Here is a 13429-nt window from a genome sequence, read left to right as displayed (position 1 = left end):
AGTTTCTCAATCCGGTAAGGCAAGGTTGCCGTGATCATCAAACATGAAATACGGATTGAATGCGAATTCCCAGAGGTGTCCATCCGGGTCCGCGAGGTAGCCGGAGTAGCCGCCCCAGAACGCTTCCTGCGGCGCCTTGAGTTCGCGCGCACCGGCGGCGATGGCGGTGGCGAACCACGCATCGACTTCTTGTCGCGAGTCGGCGTTGCGAGCCAGGGTGATGGCGGCGAATCCGGTGGGCAGGTCTTCGGCGAGCGCATCTTCGGCAAGCGCGTCGCGACTGTAGAGGGCCAACACGCCGCTGCCACCCTTGAGAAACACGATGTTCTCATTGCTGGCCGATGAGGCCTTCCAGCCCCAGGCTTCGTAGAACTGGCGGGAGCGCGTCAGGTCGCTGACGCCTAGCGTGACGATGTGGATACGGGGCGTGGTCACGGCGTTTTCCTTCCATTGGGCGAGTTTCGGAGCTTAATCCCGCCTGCGCTGCCCGTGCTCGTGACGTTTCTGTGTCACGGTTAACTCTTTTCGCAACAACCACTTGCCGTTTCCCGGCGGTGGCCGCGGTTTGACGACACCGGCCTCAGAAGCTAACTTGTTCACCCAATTTCTTGCATTCCGTGGGGCCGCAGCGTGCGGTAACCCGGGGATATCTTGGAGCACTATGCGACTCGTCCTACTCGGTCCGCCCGGTTCGGGCAAAGGCACCCAGGCTGCCCGTCTGAAGGTGGCGCTTGGCGTACCGCACATCTCGACCGGCGACATGCTGCGCGCCGCCGTGGCTGCCGGCACGCCGACGGGCCTGAAGGCGAAGGCGGTGATGGATGCGGGCAAGCTGGTGTCGGACGACATCCTGCTGGCCATGCTGGAAGAGCGCCTCTCGCAGGATGACGTGAAGAACGGTTTCATCCTCGACGGTTATCCGCGCAACCTGGCCCAGGCCGATGCGCTGGACCATCTGCTGGCCAAGATCGGCCAGCCGCTGGATGCCGTGGTCAAGCTCGACGTGGCCAACGAAGTGATCATTGGCCGTTGCGAGATCCGCTTTGCCGCGGAGCATCGCAAGGACGACGACCCGGTAGTCGTGCGCGACCGCCTGAAGGTCTACGCCGAGCAGACTGCGCCGGTGGCCGACTTCTTTGCCCGCCGCGGCAAGCTGCAGGTGGTCGACGGCGTGGGTGAGCTGGACGAGGTCACCGATCGCGTCAAGCGAGCGCTGACCGCCGAATCGGCCGCCGCCAACGGCTAAACGCTTTCCGGGCCGCCGCAAGGCGGCCCGATGTTTTTCAGGGGCAGTACGAACTGCTGCACCCAGCCTCAACCAACGGGTTACACATGCGTCTGCACATCCTCGGCATCTGCGGCACCTTCATGGGCGGCGTCGCCGCATTGGCACGCGAGCTTGGCCTCACCGTCGAAGGTTCCGACGCCAACGTCTATCCGCCCATGAGCACCCAGCTGGAGGCCTTGGGCATCGGCCTGATGAATGGCTATTCGGCCGATCACCTCAAGCCTGCGCCCGACCTGGTGGTTGTGGGCAATGCGATGACGCGCGGCAACCCGGCTGTGGAATACATGCTCAACGAGCAACTGCGTTACATCTCCGGCCCGCAATGGCTGGGCGAAACGCTGCTGCCGGGCCGCGAAGTGCTGGCCGTGGCCGGCACGCACGGCAAGACCACCACGACCAGCCTGCTGGCGCATTTGCTGGAAAGCGTCGGCATGGCGCCGGGCTTCCTGATCGGCGGCGTGCCGGGCAACTTCGATGTGTCGGCGCGCGTGGGTAGCGGCAAGCCGTTCGTGATCGAAGCAGACGAATACGACAGCGCGTTCTTCGATAAGCGTTCGAAGTTTGTGCACTACCGCCCGCGCATCGCGATTCTCAACAATCTTGAATACGATCATGCGGATATCTTTCCGGACGTCGCGGCGATCCAGCGCCAGTTCCATCACCTTGTGCGTACAGTGCCGGGCAATGGGCGCCTGATCGTCAATGCTCACGACCATCATCTGGCCGAAGTGCTCACCATGGGCTGCTGGACGCCGGTAGAAACCTTCGGCATCGGCAAGGGTGACTGGCAGGCCGAGCTGCTGGCAGCCGATGGTTCCGCGTTTGCGGTGCGCCGCCAGGGCGCGTTGATCGGCGAGATCCATTGGGCGCTGCTGGGTCAGCACAGCGTGATGAATGCGCTGGCGGCACTCGCGGCGGCCACGGCGGCGGGTGCAGATCCTTGTGCATTGTTGCCGGCTTTCGCGACGTTCCAGAGTGTGAAGCGCCGCATGGAAGTGGTGGGTGAGGTCGGTGGCGTACGCGTGTATGACGACTTCGCGCATCACCCCACGGCGATTGCGACCACGCTGGCCGGCTTGCGTGCCAAGGTGGGCAAGTCGCGCATCGTGGTGGCGCTGGAGCCGCGCTCCAATTCGATGCGCCTTGGGGCTCATGCTGAGGCGCTGGCACCTTCGCTCGCGGATGCAGACGCCGTGGTGTTCCTGCATCGCCCAGAGTTGTCGTGGGATGCCAGCCGCGTCACGGGTGCGTTGAACGGGCGCGGCAGCACCGTGCCGACGGTCGATGCCCTGATCGCCGCGCTGCGCAGCCAGGTACGTGCCGGTGATCACGTGGTCTTCATGTCCAATGGTGGGTTTGAAGGGGCGCCGCGGCGATTCGTCGAAGCCATCAAGCCCTGATCGCCGCTTTCCTGTAGGAGCGCACTTGTGCGCGACCGATGCGTCGAACGGAGGCGGTCCCACCTGAGGTGCCACGGTTGCGCACAAGTGCGCTCCTACAAGTAAGGCCATTGGCAGTTAGACTCTTTGCATGGCCGCCCAGCCTCCTTATCTCGACCTGCCGCTGTTTCCGCTAGGCACCGTGCTTTATCCCGGTGGCCAGCTTCCTTTGCGTATTTTCGAACCGCGTTACCTGGACATGGTGCGTGAATGCGCGCGGACCGGCAGCGCGTTTGGCGTGTGCCTGATTCTCGAGGGGCACGAAGCCGGTGCGCCGGCAACGCCAGCAGCGGTCGGTACGCTGGCCCGCATTGTTGATTTCCATAATCGGGAAGACGGCCTGCTCGGCATCGTCACGGAAGGCGCTGAACGTTTTCGCGTGTCGCGCACGCGCGTGCGTTCGAACGGTCTGGTGCGCGGCGACGTCGAACTGTGGCCGCAAGAGGCGGCACACGCGGTCCCGGTGGAGCTGGCATTGTTGCCGTCGATCCTCGAGCGTTTGATCGAAACCATGGCTCCGCATTGGCGTCATGTATCCCGAACGCTGTATGACGACGCCAGCTGGGTGGGTTTCCGGCTGGCCGAACTGCTGCCGCTGCAGCCGGACGAGCGGCAGCGCATGCTGGAAATCACGGACTCGTTGCGTCGGCTGGCGGAGTTGCGCGACATCCTGCCGCGTTTTCAGCGCGCCTGATCGCTGTCGACGCTGCGCAACGCCATATTTGCTTTGCGCACACAGGGTGGGCTTCTACACTGACCGCTTCCCGATCGAATCGAGGTTTCCATGGGCAGTCTGGCTGGCAAGACCCTTTTCATTACCGGCGCTTCGCGCGGCATCGGTCTGGCTATTGCGCTGCGTGCTGCCCGTGATGGCGCCAACATCGCGATTGCCGCCAAGAGCAGCGTGCCTAATCCCAAGCTGCCGGGGACCATTCACAGCGCGGCGGCCGAGATCGCGGCGGCGGGTGGCAAGGCCCTGCCGATCAAGTGCGACATCCGCGAAGAAGGTGAGGTCGCGGCAGCGGTCGCGGCCACGGTGGAAGCCTTCGGCGGCATCGACATTCTGGTCAACAACGCCAGTGCGATTTACCTCGCCGGCACGCTCGATACGCCCATGAAGCGCTTCGACCTGATGCAACAGGTGAATGCGCGTGGCAGTTTCCTGTGCGCCCAGGCTTGTTTGCCACACCTGCTCAAGTCGGAGAATCCGCACATCCTCACCCTGGCGCCGCCGCCGTCGCTCAATCCGAGATGGTGGGCACCGCATACCGGTTACACACTGGCGAAGATGGGCATGAGCTTCGTCACGCTGGGGTTGGCAGGCGAGTTTGGTCCCAAGGGCGTCGCGGTCAATGCGTTGTGGCCCCGCACCATCATTGCGACGGATGCCTTGAACATGATTCCTGGCGTGCCGCTTGAGCGTTGTCGCAAGCCAACCATCGTGGCCGATGCGGCGCATGCGGTGCTGACGCGACCGGCCAAGGGTTTTGCGGGTCAGTTCCTGATCGACGAAGACGTATTGCGCGAAGCCGGTGTCACCGATTTCTCGCCTTACGCCACCGACCCGACGCAGCCGCTGTTGCCTGATCTGTTTCTGGACTGATCGACATGACGTGCCCGTTCTGCGCGATCGTGGGCGGCCAGTTGAAGGCCAACATCGTCGCGCAGACGGAGCACTCGTTGGCCTTTCTCGATATGCGTCAGGCGGTGCCCGGACATGTGCTGGTGGTGCCGCGCCAACACCTGGAAAACATCTACGCCATGGATCCCGTGGTGGCCGGCGACGTGATGCAACTGGGTGTGCGTGTGGCGCAGGCCTTGCGCACCGTGCTCAACCCGGCGGGACTCAACCTGTGGCAATCCAATGGCGCGGCTGCAGGCCAGGAAGTGCCGCACTTCCATTTGCATGTGCATCCCCGCCGTGTCGCCGATGGTCTGTTGCGCATCTATCCGCATGGCGCGCCGTCACCGGCGCCGCATGCCGAGCTCGATCATCTTGCCGAGCGCATCCGTTCTTCTCTTTCCCCCTCATAGCGCCCCCCCAGCGCCACGGAGCACATCATGAAATACCTCCACACCATGATTCGCGTACGCGATGTCGACGCGAGTTTGCGTTTCTTCTGCGAAGGCCTCGGCCTCAAGGAGAAGAGCCGCATGGAGAATGAAGCAGGAAAGTTCACCTTGATCTTCCTTGCTGCGCCCGAATCGCCGGATGCCGAAGTTGAGCTGACCTACAACTGGGGCTCCACCGAGGATTACGGCAGCGCCCGCAACTTTGGCCATCTGGCGTTTCGTGTCGACGACATCTACGCCACCTGCGCTCGTTTGCAGTCGATGGGCTACACCATCAACCGTCCGCCCCGTGATGGGCACATGGCGTTTGTGCGTTCCCCGGATCTGATCTCGGTCGAGCTGTTGCAAGACGGCCATTTGCCGCCGCAGGAACCGTGGGCATCGATGCCGAACACCGGTGTTTGGTGAATCACTTGTCGGCGCCCTTCGACAGCTCTGGAACTTGCGGCACAAGGGCGCCGAAAACCGCACGTTTCCACGAAAGAAAGCGCACTGGCCATTGGTGCTAGGCGATAAATAGGCCTCGGGCTTGTGTCCGACGCGGATGTCTCCCATTTGTTGGGTGACGGATATCCGTGGAGTTGTATATTGTGTGACTCATATCACATATCTGTAGCAGTCGCGGATTAGCTTGGCGCGACGGGCGTGGTAACCGGGGGGTAGCCAGTGGCCTGGGCTGCACCGGCCGAAACCTGTGACCCTTAATCAGGGGAGGGGGAGGGACCATGGCTGTACTAAGGGAGGAAGCCAGGCGATGCGTCGTCTGGTTCGGACAGCCTGACAGCGCCGAGCGAACTGGCCTGACAGAGGCTGGATGGATCGTTCGCGTAGCTGATGCCGGCTCCCAGGGTGGAGTAGGCATGCGCAACAACGACACCGTGGTGGCGCTCGCTGACCTGCGCTGCGGTGACCCTGTGTCCATCCAGGCCATGGCTCAACTGATGGCCGATCACCCATGGTTACCGTGGGTGGCGCTGGTGTCGCCAGACATGCCGACGCATGAGCCGCTGATCGATCGTGTGCTCGAAGCAAGCATCGAATACTTCGCCACACCGGTCGATGTCGACCGCCTCATTGAGACGCTGGGGCGCATCGGTGGTGACGAGCCGCGTGCCATCGAGCCCAGTAATATCGGCGTGACCGGTCGCAGCGCCGCCATCGGTGCGGTGGTGGCCAGCATTCGAAAATACGCCCCGGTGGAACTGCCGGTGCTGATCACGGGCGAAACAGGTACCGGCAAGGAAGTGGCCGCGCGTGCCTTGCATGGTTTGTCGGTGCGCGCGGATCGCCCGTTTGCGGCGATCAACTGCGGCGCACTGCCACCCAACCTGGTGCAGTCGGAACTGTTTGGTCACGAGCGTGGCGCATTCACTGGCGCCAACGCGCGCCGTATTGGTCATTTCGAAGCTGCCGCTGGCGGCACCGTGTTTCTGGATGAAGTGGGCGATTTGCCGCCGGACGCGCAGACCAGCCTGTTGCGCTTTCTGCAGGAAGGCACGCTCGAACGCGTCGGCAGCAGCCAGCTGATCAAGCTGGATGTGCGTGTGCTGGCCGCCACGCATGTGGATCTGGAAAAGGCGGTAGAGCTCGGGCGGTTCCGTGAGGACCTGTACTACCGCCTCAACGTATTGCGCTTGCGCATGCCAGCTTTGCGCGAGCGCGAGGACGATGTGGTGTTACTGGCCCAGCGCTTCCTCGATGCCTTCCGTGAGCAACACCCCAGTCGCGGGCGCGCGTTCAGTGCCAGCGCGCGCCGCGCCATGTTGGATTTCGCCTGGCCCGGCAATGTGCGCGAGCTACTCAATCGCGTGCAGCGCGCCGCCGTCGTGGCTGAAGACGCGCTCATCAGCGTGAGTGATCTGGATCTGGCTGATGTGCTTACCAAGCAGGCCGCGCGCTCCAGCCTCGGCAGTACGCGCGTGGCGGCAGAACGCGATGCCGTGATCGCATGCCTGCGCGAAAGCCGGTTCAACGTGAGTGAATGCGCGCGCCGCCTCAAGGTGTCGCGCGTGACCATCTACCGGCTATGCAAGAAACACCAGCTCGCACTCGACGAGCTGCGTTAAGGCGACACTGATCAAGTCTCGCCATAAATGGACGTCCATCCTCACGGATGACGTCACCTGACAGATGATGGGGAGTGGGTTGTGCGGGGTGAGCGGCGGATGCTCGCTCCTGCATGGCTGGTTGCGCGCCGACCCAGCCACTGGCTACAAGCACCCGCCGATCACCCCGGCGCATTCGATGCTGAAAGGAAGGCCCCCGGCCCGCAGGGGTCGGGCCGGGGGCTTCCATTGGTGCCCCGGCCACAGGGGTTGCCGGGTTACCGCCCTCGCTACCGCCTTTCGGCGGAATTCGTCATCGACTACTTGCCCGTTTGGGGCTGAACCTGAGGGGAGATAAGGAGAATTCCAGTTGCCAGCTGCGATGTTCGTATCGACCTTGCCCCCGGGCCACCCAGAGGCGTCGCCATTCCGCCGCCGCGGAAATCCCTGTCGCGGTGTTCGATGCGTTGTCGCAGCTGGCCCTTCCCCCTTCCCGCCTGTACGTGAGTAGTGGAGCAAGCGGCGTGCCAATCAGGCAAAAGGCCCAAAAATGGGCCTTGTAGAGCGGTTTCCCGAGTGTTGGCGGCATCGCAGCGTCTTGAAGACGTTACAGGTGAGCGGCTCCAGCGACCTCGCAAAGGGGCGCCAGGCCGCGCCGTTATGCCGTTTTCGGGCTGTTGTAACGCCGTGGACACAGCGCACAGGGCAGAAGTGACACTTCTGCTGCTGTGCAAAGCGTTGGCGCAGGGCTTACGATGCAGAACGCGCCTCACCACGCTGTGGCGTATCCCCATGCCCATCTTTCCATTCCCATGACGGCGCGTCCCCTGGACGACGCCCGGAGTACGACATGCACGCGCACGACCCGTCTGCCTCGCCCTCGGCCGATTCGGCCCTGATCGATCTCGGCAAGCGTTATTGGCTGCCGGTGTATCGACCGCGCGATGTGGTGCTGGATCACGGCAAGGGCTCGCGCGTGTGGGACACGCAGGGGCGTGAATACGTCGATTTTGGCGCGGGTATCGCGGTCAATGCCCTGGGCCATCAGGACCCCGATCTGCTCGAGGCGCTGACCACGCAGGCGCACAAGCTGTGGCACACCAGCAATGTGTTCTACAGCGAGCCGCCGCTGCATCTGGCGGAAGAGCTGGTGTCTGCCGCGGATTTCGCCGAGCGTGTGTTCTTCTGCAATTCCGGGACCGAGGCCAATGAGGCCGCGATCAAGCTCGTGCGCAAATGGGCGTCGTCGCAGGGGCGCGAGGCTGCCAAGCGCGTCATCGTGACCTTCCGTGGTTCTTTCCATGGCCGCACGCTGGCCGCCGTCACGGCGACGGCGCAGCCGAAGTACCAGGAAGGCTACGAGCCGCTGCCGGGTGGTTTCCGTTATCTCGATTTCAATGACGTGGCCGCGCTGGAAGCCGCCTTTGCGCACGGTGATGTTGCTGCCGTGATGCTCGAGCCCGTGCAGGGCGAGGGTGGCGTCTTGCCTGCTGCGCCGGGCTTCATCAAGCGCGTGCGGGAGTTGTGCGACCAGTACGGCGCGTTGCTAGTGCTGGACGAAATTCAGTGTGGCATGGGCCGCACGGGCACCTTGTTCGCCCACGTGCAGGACGAGGTGACGCCGGACATCGTCACCCTTGCCAAAGCACTGGGCTGCGGGTTCCCCATCGGCGCCATGCTGGTCGGCCCGAAGGTTGCCGACACCATGCAGTTCGGCGCGCACGGCACCACCTTCGGCGGTAATCCGATGGCTACGGCAGTGGCGCGCGTGGCGCTGCGCAAGCTGTCCTCGCCGGAACTGCTGGCCAACGTGAATCGTCAGTCGCAGGCGCTGCGTGATGGCCTGATGGGCATGAACGCGTCGCTTGACCTCTTCGATGAAGTGCGGGGCCGCGGCCTGATGCTTGGTGCCGTGCTAAAGGAAGCCCACAAGGGCAAGGCCAGCACCATGCTCGATTTCGCCGCGGCTCACGGCCTGCTGCTGTTGCAGGCGGGCCCGGATGTGCTGCGATTCGTGCCGGCGCTCAACCTCACCGACGCCGACTTGGCGGAGGGTCTGGTGCGCCTGGAAGCGGCTCTGCGCGCCTACCTGGCCAGCTGAGTCAGGGGCTTGCCGCATCAGGCGCGCTGCTGTTCGACAGCAGCTCGCCGCAGCGGCGGCAGTAATGCGCATCGGACTGATGCCCCTGCTGGTAACAGCGGGGGCAGGGCAACTTCTGCTGGGCACCACGAATGCCGGCCGCCAGTTCTGCCGCAAAGATGCCCGTCGGCACCGCAATGATGCTGTAGCCGACCAGCATGATCAGCGACGTCAGCATCTGCCCCAGTGTGGTGTGTGGCGTGATATCGCCAAAGCCCACCGTAGTCAGCGTCACCACCGCCCAGTACATGCCGCGCGGGATGCTGGTGAAGCCATTCTCCGGGCCTTCGATCAGATACATCATCGCGCCGAAGATCAGCACCAGAGTGAGAATGGTGCTGATGAAGATGAAGATCTTCCGTCGCGCGCGTATCAGCGTCGACCACAGCATGTCGGCCTCACCGACATAGCGCGTCATTTTCAGCACGCGGAAGATGCGCAGAATGCGCACTGCGCGAATCACCAGCAGATACTGGCTGCCGGCTAGGAACAAGCTGAGATACGTCGGCAACACGGCCAGCAGGTCGATCACGCCGAAGAAGCTCAGCGCATAACGTCGGGGCCGCGCGATCACCCACAGGCGCATCACGTACTCGAACGTGAAGGCCAGCGTGAAAACCCATTCCAGCACATAGAACACACCGGCGAACCGCAGGTGCAGGTCTTCGACGGTGTCGAGTATCGCCACGACGATGCTCGAGAGAATCGCTACGATCAGGACCAGGTCAAACAACCGACCGGGCGCATCGTCATGGCCAAAGATGATGTGGAACCACCGCGCCCGCCATCCACTATTGGCCGCAGGCACCACTGTGGTGGTATCGAAGGGAAAGGGCGAGGGCTTGCTCATGCGGAGATTCCATTCACGCGATGCTTTCAGCATAGCGCCATCGCTCAGGCTGAGACCGGGCGCGACCGTGCGCCCGGTCCTGAGGCAAAGTCAGCCCGCGCGTGCTGCTCGCATAGCGCCGCGCGCGGCTTCCAACGTATCGGCGAAATCTTGCTCGGTGTGCGCACTGGAAACGAAGCCGGCTTCGAACGCGGACGGAGCCAGATAGACTCCCCGCTCAAGCATGCCGTGGAAGAAGCGGTTGAACATGGCCGTATCTGCGGTCGTGGCCTGCGAGTAGCTCTCCACCTTCTCGCTGGTGAAGAACAGGCCAAACATGCCGCCCACGCGATTCACGCTGAACGGCAGGCCTTCGCCATCGGCAACCGCCTGCAGGCCATCGGTAAGCAGGCGCGTGCGTGCCGCGAGCAGATCGTAGAAGCCCGGCGCCTGTATCAATTCCAACATGGCTAGGCCAGCAGCCATCGCCACCGGATTACCCGACAGTGTGCCCGCCTGATAGATCGGGCCGGCCGGCGCGATCTGCTGCATCAGGTCACGGCGTCCGCCATAGGCGCCCACCGGCATGCCGCCGCCGATGATCTTGCCGAAAGTAGTCAGATCGGGCGTCACGCCGTAATAAGCCTGCGCGCCACCCAGCGCCACGCGGAAGCCGGTCATCACCTCGTCGAAGATCAGCAGTGCGCCGTGCTTGGTGCACAGCTCGCGCAGCCCCTGCAGGTAGCCATCCTTCGGCGGAATGCAGTTCATGTTGCCCGCCACCGGCTCGATGATCAGGCCTGCGATATCGCTGCCGTGCTCGTCGAACAGCTGCACCGCGGCATCCATATCGTTATAAGTGAGCGTAAGCGTCAGGTCCGCATTGGCCTTCGGCACGCCCGGTGAGGTCGGCACGCCAAAGGTGAGTGCGCCCGAGCCCGCCTTCACCAGAAAGCTGTCGCCGTGGCCGTGGTAGCAGCCCTCGAACTTCACGATCAGGTTGCGACCCGTCGCACCGCGCGCCAGACGAATCGCGGACATCGTCGCTTCGGTGCCGGAATTGACCATGCGAACCATGTCGATCGACGGAATCAGCCGCGTGATCGTTTCGGCCATGGTGACTTCAGCCGGGCAGGGCGTGCCGTACGAAAGACCATTCTTCACCGCGCGCTCTACGGCCTCGCGCACGTGCGGGTGGTTGTGGCCCACGATCATCGGCCCCCACGAGCCCACGTAGTCGATGTAGCGCTTGCCTTCCACGTCCCACAGATAGGCGCCATCCGCCCGCGCCGTGAAGAACGGTTCGCCGCCCACCGACTTGAAAGCGCGCACCGGCGAATTCACGCCACCGGGCATCAGCTGCTGCGCGCGAAGGAAAAGTTCGTGGTTGGTGGTCATCGTGTTGTTCTCAATGCGGGGTGAAGAGTTGGGCAAAGCGCGCCGCGGCACCTTGCACGTCCGGATCGCCAAAAACCGCGGAAATCACCGCCAGGTAGTCGGCGCCGGCATCGATCAGGGGTTGGCCATTGTCCGGCGTGATGCCGCCGATAGCCACTCGCGGCAAGCCCAGCGCGGCAGCCTGCCGCAGCAGCTCGAACGAAGCGCGCCGGGCATGGGGCTTGGTGGGCGAGGGGAAAAAGGCGCCAAACGCGAGGTAGTCCGCACCGGCGGCGGCCAGCTCACGCGCCCGTTCCAGCGAGTCGTAGCAGGAAACGCCGATGATCGCGTCCGGCCCCAACACTGCGCGCGCGGCGGCCAGATCGCCATCGTCCTCGCCCAGATGGACGCCCGATGCGCCAGCCGCCAGGGCCAGCGCCACGTCGTCGTTGATGATCATCGGCACGCCGTGGGCGTTACACAGGACCTGGATGGCGCTGGCTTCAGAAAGGCGCCGGGTGTCATCAGCGCTCTTGTCCCGGTACTGCACCAGCCGGGCACCACCGGCCAGAGCCTTCGCGACCACCTCAAGTAGGTCGGGACGTGGGCCATCGGTGATCACATAGAGGCCGCGCCCGTGGAGTCTTGCTTGCATGGGTTCTTCCTGAAATACGGGGCCATACGCTTTCGCATCGGCGGGGGAGTTGCGAGAATGCGCCTCTTATTCTCCATGACAAGCAGTCCAGCGATGAATCAGAGCACCAACGAAACCGGCACCCTGCGCAAATGGATGTGTGTCGTTTGCGGCTTCATCTATGACGAGGCGCTGGGTCTGCCAGACGAAGGCATCGAGCCCGGTACGCGTTGGGCCGATATCCCGGATACCTGGACCTGCCCGGACTGCGGCGCGACCAAGGACGATTTCGAGATGATAGAAATCGACTGATCTCGCTGTTAAGGGATGCTCTGAGCTATTCCACGCACCCGGCATGACGTCAAGAAGGCCCGCTGACAGGGCCGTGTGGAGCAGGGCAGACTGGCCGTCTGTTCAAGCTGCGCGGCCCTGTCAGCGGGCCTTCTTGACGTCAGCCCGTCCTTCTATTCAATACGTTGGGGCCGCACGGTATGCGCGCAACGCTTCGCCCCGCCGTCTCGATAGACGGCCAGTCTGCCTTCGCCGCCGGGACCGCGCGTTGCGCGCATACCGTGCGGTGACGGGTGCGTGGCATAGCTCAGAGCATCCCTAGCTTGCCCTTAAACGGCCCGATTCCGTCATCTTACGGACCGGGCCGTTTGCTTAAATGCTCCTGCACGCCGGAAAACCGAGGCGCGCAACCAGCAGGAGCAGCACCATGCAACAGTTCATACCGTTCGAAGACGACTGGGACGCCCTGGAAGACCTGCGCCCCGACATGCTCGTCCCTTATCACGTCGGCGTGCCCTGCCGGCATGACCTGGCGGCACCGGCCTACTGCACCGGGCCGACCGTTCCCTCGATCGTCAATTCGTCGCCCACCGTCACCCCCATGCGCGCGGCAGTGCCTGCCGGCAGCTCCAATACATAGCGTGCGGGCAGATCGCTCGGATAACTGGGGCAGGGGTCGGCCTGGCACGGCGGCACGTTTGTCTGCAGCGAAACCAGGCGCCGGTTGCTGTCGAAATAAAGGATATCCAGCGGAATAAGCGTGTTCTTCATCCAGAACCAGCGCTTGTCCTCCTCAGGGAACACAAACAGCATGCTGTGATCCGCCGCCAGTTCGGTGCGCATCATCAGGCCATGCGCCCGCGTCGCATCATTAGTGGCGAACTCTGTCATAAAGCGCCTGCCGTGCAGCTGCACGGCAGGCGCATCGTGTTGCGCACTGGCCGTGGCCGCAGCGGAAAGGGCGAACAAACAGGGCGCGAGCAGGCGTTTCATTGTTATGTAGGCTCGGTTGAAACAGGAGCGCGCGAGTGTACCGGTGACAGTCTTTGTCATCTTTGTGAAAAAAATTCGTTCTGACCCCTTCCCAGAATCGAAAGGCCGGGCTATTATTTCGCTCCTGCCCCGACGAGAAGCTCTTCCTCGAAAGGGTCCAGCGAAAACCCGGTTCGAAAATAAATTTTCGAAAGGTGTTGACGGACTGGAAAGATGATGTAAGATGAGCGGCTCACTCGGAATGAAATGTTCCAACGCTGAAACGGAAACGGTCAGCAAGTGATTAAGATCTTTGACAGTGTGCGCAGGTGACTTGTGTG

The 13429-nt window shown here is 63.2% G+C and carries 14 protein-coding genes; 9 read left to right on the top strand and 5 right to left on the bottom strand.

Annotation, left to right across the window (positions count from 1 at the left end):
- Positions 1 to 6: 6 nt before the first annotated feature.
- On the bottom strand, positions 7 to 435 hold the full coding sequence (locus AC0GUR_RS19960) for a VOC family protein (protein ID WP_472879264.1): 429 nt from the start codon (positions 433 to 435) through the stop codon (positions 7 to 9).
- 226 nt (positions 436 to 661) lie between these two features.
- Between AC0GUR_RS19960 and AC0GUR_RS19955 the strand changes: the two genes are divergently transcribed.
- The 8 genes from AC0GUR_RS19955 to AC0GUR_RS19920 all read left to right on the top strand — a co-directional run bounded on the left by AC0GUR_RS19955 (position 662) and on the right by AC0GUR_RS19920 (position 8946).
- Positions 662 to 1246, top strand: a complete 585-nt coding sequence (locus tag AC0GUR_RS19955; protein WP_472879263.1) for an adenylate kinase — start codon at positions 662 to 664, stop codon at positions 1244 to 1246.
- A gap of 86 nt (positions 1247 to 1332) precedes the next feature.
- A complete protein-coding gene (gene mpl / locus AC0GUR_RS19950) occupies positions 1333 to 2688 on the top strand; it encodes a UDP-N-acetylmuramate:L-alanyl-gamma-D-glutamyl-meso-diaminopimelate ligase (protein ID WP_472879262.1) in 1356 nt (451 codons plus the stop codon).
- Between the two features lie 130 nt (positions 2689 to 2818).
- Positions 2819 to 3421: an LON peptidase substrate-binding domain-containing protein gene (locus tag AC0GUR_RS19945; protein WP_472879261.1), complete on the top strand. Its 603-nt coding sequence runs from the start codon at positions 2819 to 2821 to the stop codon at positions 3419 to 3421.
- Between the two features lie 90 nt (positions 3422 to 3511).
- Positions 3512 to 4330, top strand: a complete 819-nt coding sequence (locus tag AC0GUR_RS19940; protein ID WP_472879260.1) for an SDR family oxidoreductase — start codon at positions 3512 to 3514, stop codon at positions 4328 to 4330.
- 5 nt (positions 4331 to 4335) lie between these two features.
- Entirely contained in the window at positions 4336 to 4761 is a 426-nt protein-coding gene (locus AC0GUR_RS19935; RefSeq protein WP_472879259.1) for an HIT family protein, read from the top strand.
- A gap of 27 nt (positions 4762 to 4788) precedes the next feature.
- On the top strand, positions 4789 to 5208 hold the full coding sequence (locus tag AC0GUR_RS19930; RefSeq protein WP_472879258.1) for a VOC family protein: 420 nt from the start codon (positions 4789 to 4791) through the stop codon (positions 5206 to 5208).
- 317 nt (positions 5209 to 5525) lie between these two features.
- A complete protein-coding gene (locus AC0GUR_RS19925; RefSeq protein ID WP_472879257.1) occupies positions 5526 to 6866 on the top strand; it encodes a sigma-54 dependent transcriptional regulator in 1341 nt (446 codons plus the stop codon).
- A gap of 829 nt (positions 6867 to 7695) precedes the next feature.
- The gene (locus tag AC0GUR_RS19920) at positions 7696 to 8946 is read left to right on the top strand and encodes an acetylornithine transaminase (protein ID WP_472879256.1); all 1251 of its coding nucleotides are present in this window, start codon (positions 7696 to 7698) and stop codon (positions 8944 to 8946) included.
- Between the two features lies 1 nt (position 8947).
- Here AC0GUR_RS19920 and AC0GUR_RS19915 read toward each other — a convergent pair whose 3' ends face one another.
- From AC0GUR_RS19915 to thiE, 3 genes are all read right to left on the bottom strand, one after another.
- Positions 8948 to 9835: an ion transporter gene (locus AC0GUR_RS19915; RefSeq protein ID WP_472879255.1), complete on the bottom strand. Its 888-nt coding sequence runs from the start codon at positions 9833 to 9835 to the stop codon at positions 8948 to 8950.
- A gap of 90 nt (positions 9836 to 9925) precedes the next feature.
- Positions 9926 to 11212: a glutamate-1-semialdehyde 2,1-aminomutase gene (hemL, locus tag AC0GUR_RS19910; RefSeq protein ID WP_472879254.1), complete on the bottom strand. Its 1287-nt coding sequence runs from the start codon at positions 11210 to 11212 to the stop codon at positions 9926 to 9928.
- Between the two features lie 10 nt (positions 11213 to 11222).
- Complete coding sequence (thiE, locus tag AC0GUR_RS19905) at positions 11223 to 11846, bottom strand: thiamine phosphate synthase (RefSeq protein WP_472879253.1); 624 nt, start codon at positions 11844 to 11846, stop codon at positions 11223 to 11225.
- A 93-nt stretch (positions 11847 to 11939) separates the two neighbouring features.
- Here thiE and AC0GUR_RS19900 point away from each other — a divergent pair, with 93 nt between their 5' ends.
- Positions 11940 to 12137: a rubredoxin gene (locus AC0GUR_RS19900; protein WP_472879252.1), complete on the top strand. Its 198-nt coding sequence runs from the start codon at positions 11940 to 11942 to the stop codon at positions 12135 to 12137.
- A gap of 522 nt (positions 12138 to 12659) precedes the next feature.
- On the opposite strand, the gene AC0GUR_RS19895 is transcribed toward AC0GUR_RS19900, so the two are convergent.
- Positions 12660 to 13109, bottom strand: a complete 450-nt coding sequence (locus AC0GUR_RS19895; protein WP_472879251.1) for a DUF192 domain-containing protein — start codon at positions 13107 to 13109, stop codon at positions 12660 to 12662.
- Positions 13110 to 13429: the final 320 nt, after the last annotated feature.

It is taken from the genome of Dyella sp. PARNA 12/25 (genome assembly GCF_055702865.1).
This window is presented reverse-complemented; position numbering and strand designations above follow the sequence as displayed.

Bases quoted from the DNA above. Each gene is read 5' to 3' on its own strand.
- AC0GUR_RS19955 (WP_472879263.1), top strand. From the start codon at position 662: ATGCGACTCGTCCTACTCGGTCCGCCCGGTTCGGGCAAAGGCACCCAG.
- mpl (WP_472879262.1), top strand. From the start codon at position 1,333: ATGCGTCTGCACATCCTCGGCATCTGCGGCACCTTCATGGGCGGCGTC.
- AC0GUR_RS19945 (WP_472879261.1), top strand. From the start codon at position 2,819: ATGGCCGCCCAGCCTCCTTATCTCGACCTGCCGCTGTTTCCGCTAGGC.
- AC0GUR_RS19940 (WP_472879260.1), top strand. From the start codon at position 3,512: ATGGGCAGTCTGGCTGGCAAGACCCTTTTCATTACCGGCGCTTCGCGC.
- AC0GUR_RS19935 (WP_472879259.1), top strand. From the start codon at position 4,336: ATGACGTGCCCGTTCTGCGCGATCGTGGGCGGCCAGTTGAAGGCCAAC.
- AC0GUR_RS19930 (WP_472879258.1), top strand. From the start codon at position 4,789: ATGAAATACCTCCACACCATGATTCGCGTACGCGATGTCGACGCGAGT.
- AC0GUR_RS19925 (WP_472879257.1), top strand. From the start codon at position 5,526: ATGGCTGTACTAAGGGAGGAAGCCAGGCGATGCGTCGTCTGGTTCGGA.
- AC0GUR_RS19920 (WP_472879256.1), top strand. From the start codon at position 7,696: ATGCACGCGCACGACCCGTCTGCCTCGCCCTCGGCCGATTCGGCCCTG.
- AC0GUR_RS19915 (WP_472879255.1), bottom strand. From the start codon at position 9,835: ATGAGCAAGCCCTCGCCCTTTCCCTTCGATACCACCACAGTGGTGCCT.
- hemL (WP_472879254.1), bottom strand. From the start codon at position 11,212: ATGACCACCAACCACGAACTTTTCCTTCGCGCGCAGCAGCTGATGCCC.
- thiE (WP_472879253.1), bottom strand. From the start codon at position 11,846: ATGCAAGCAAGACTCCACGGGCGCGGCCTCTATGTGATCACCGATGGC.
- AC0GUR_RS19900 (WP_472879252.1), top strand. From the start codon at position 11,940: ATGAATCAGAGCACCAACGAAACCGGCACCCTGCGCAAATGGATGTGT.
- AC0GUR_RS19895 (WP_472879251.1), bottom strand. From the start codon at position 13,109: ATGAAACGCCTGCTCGCGCCCTGTTTGTTCGCCCTTTCCGCTGCGGCC.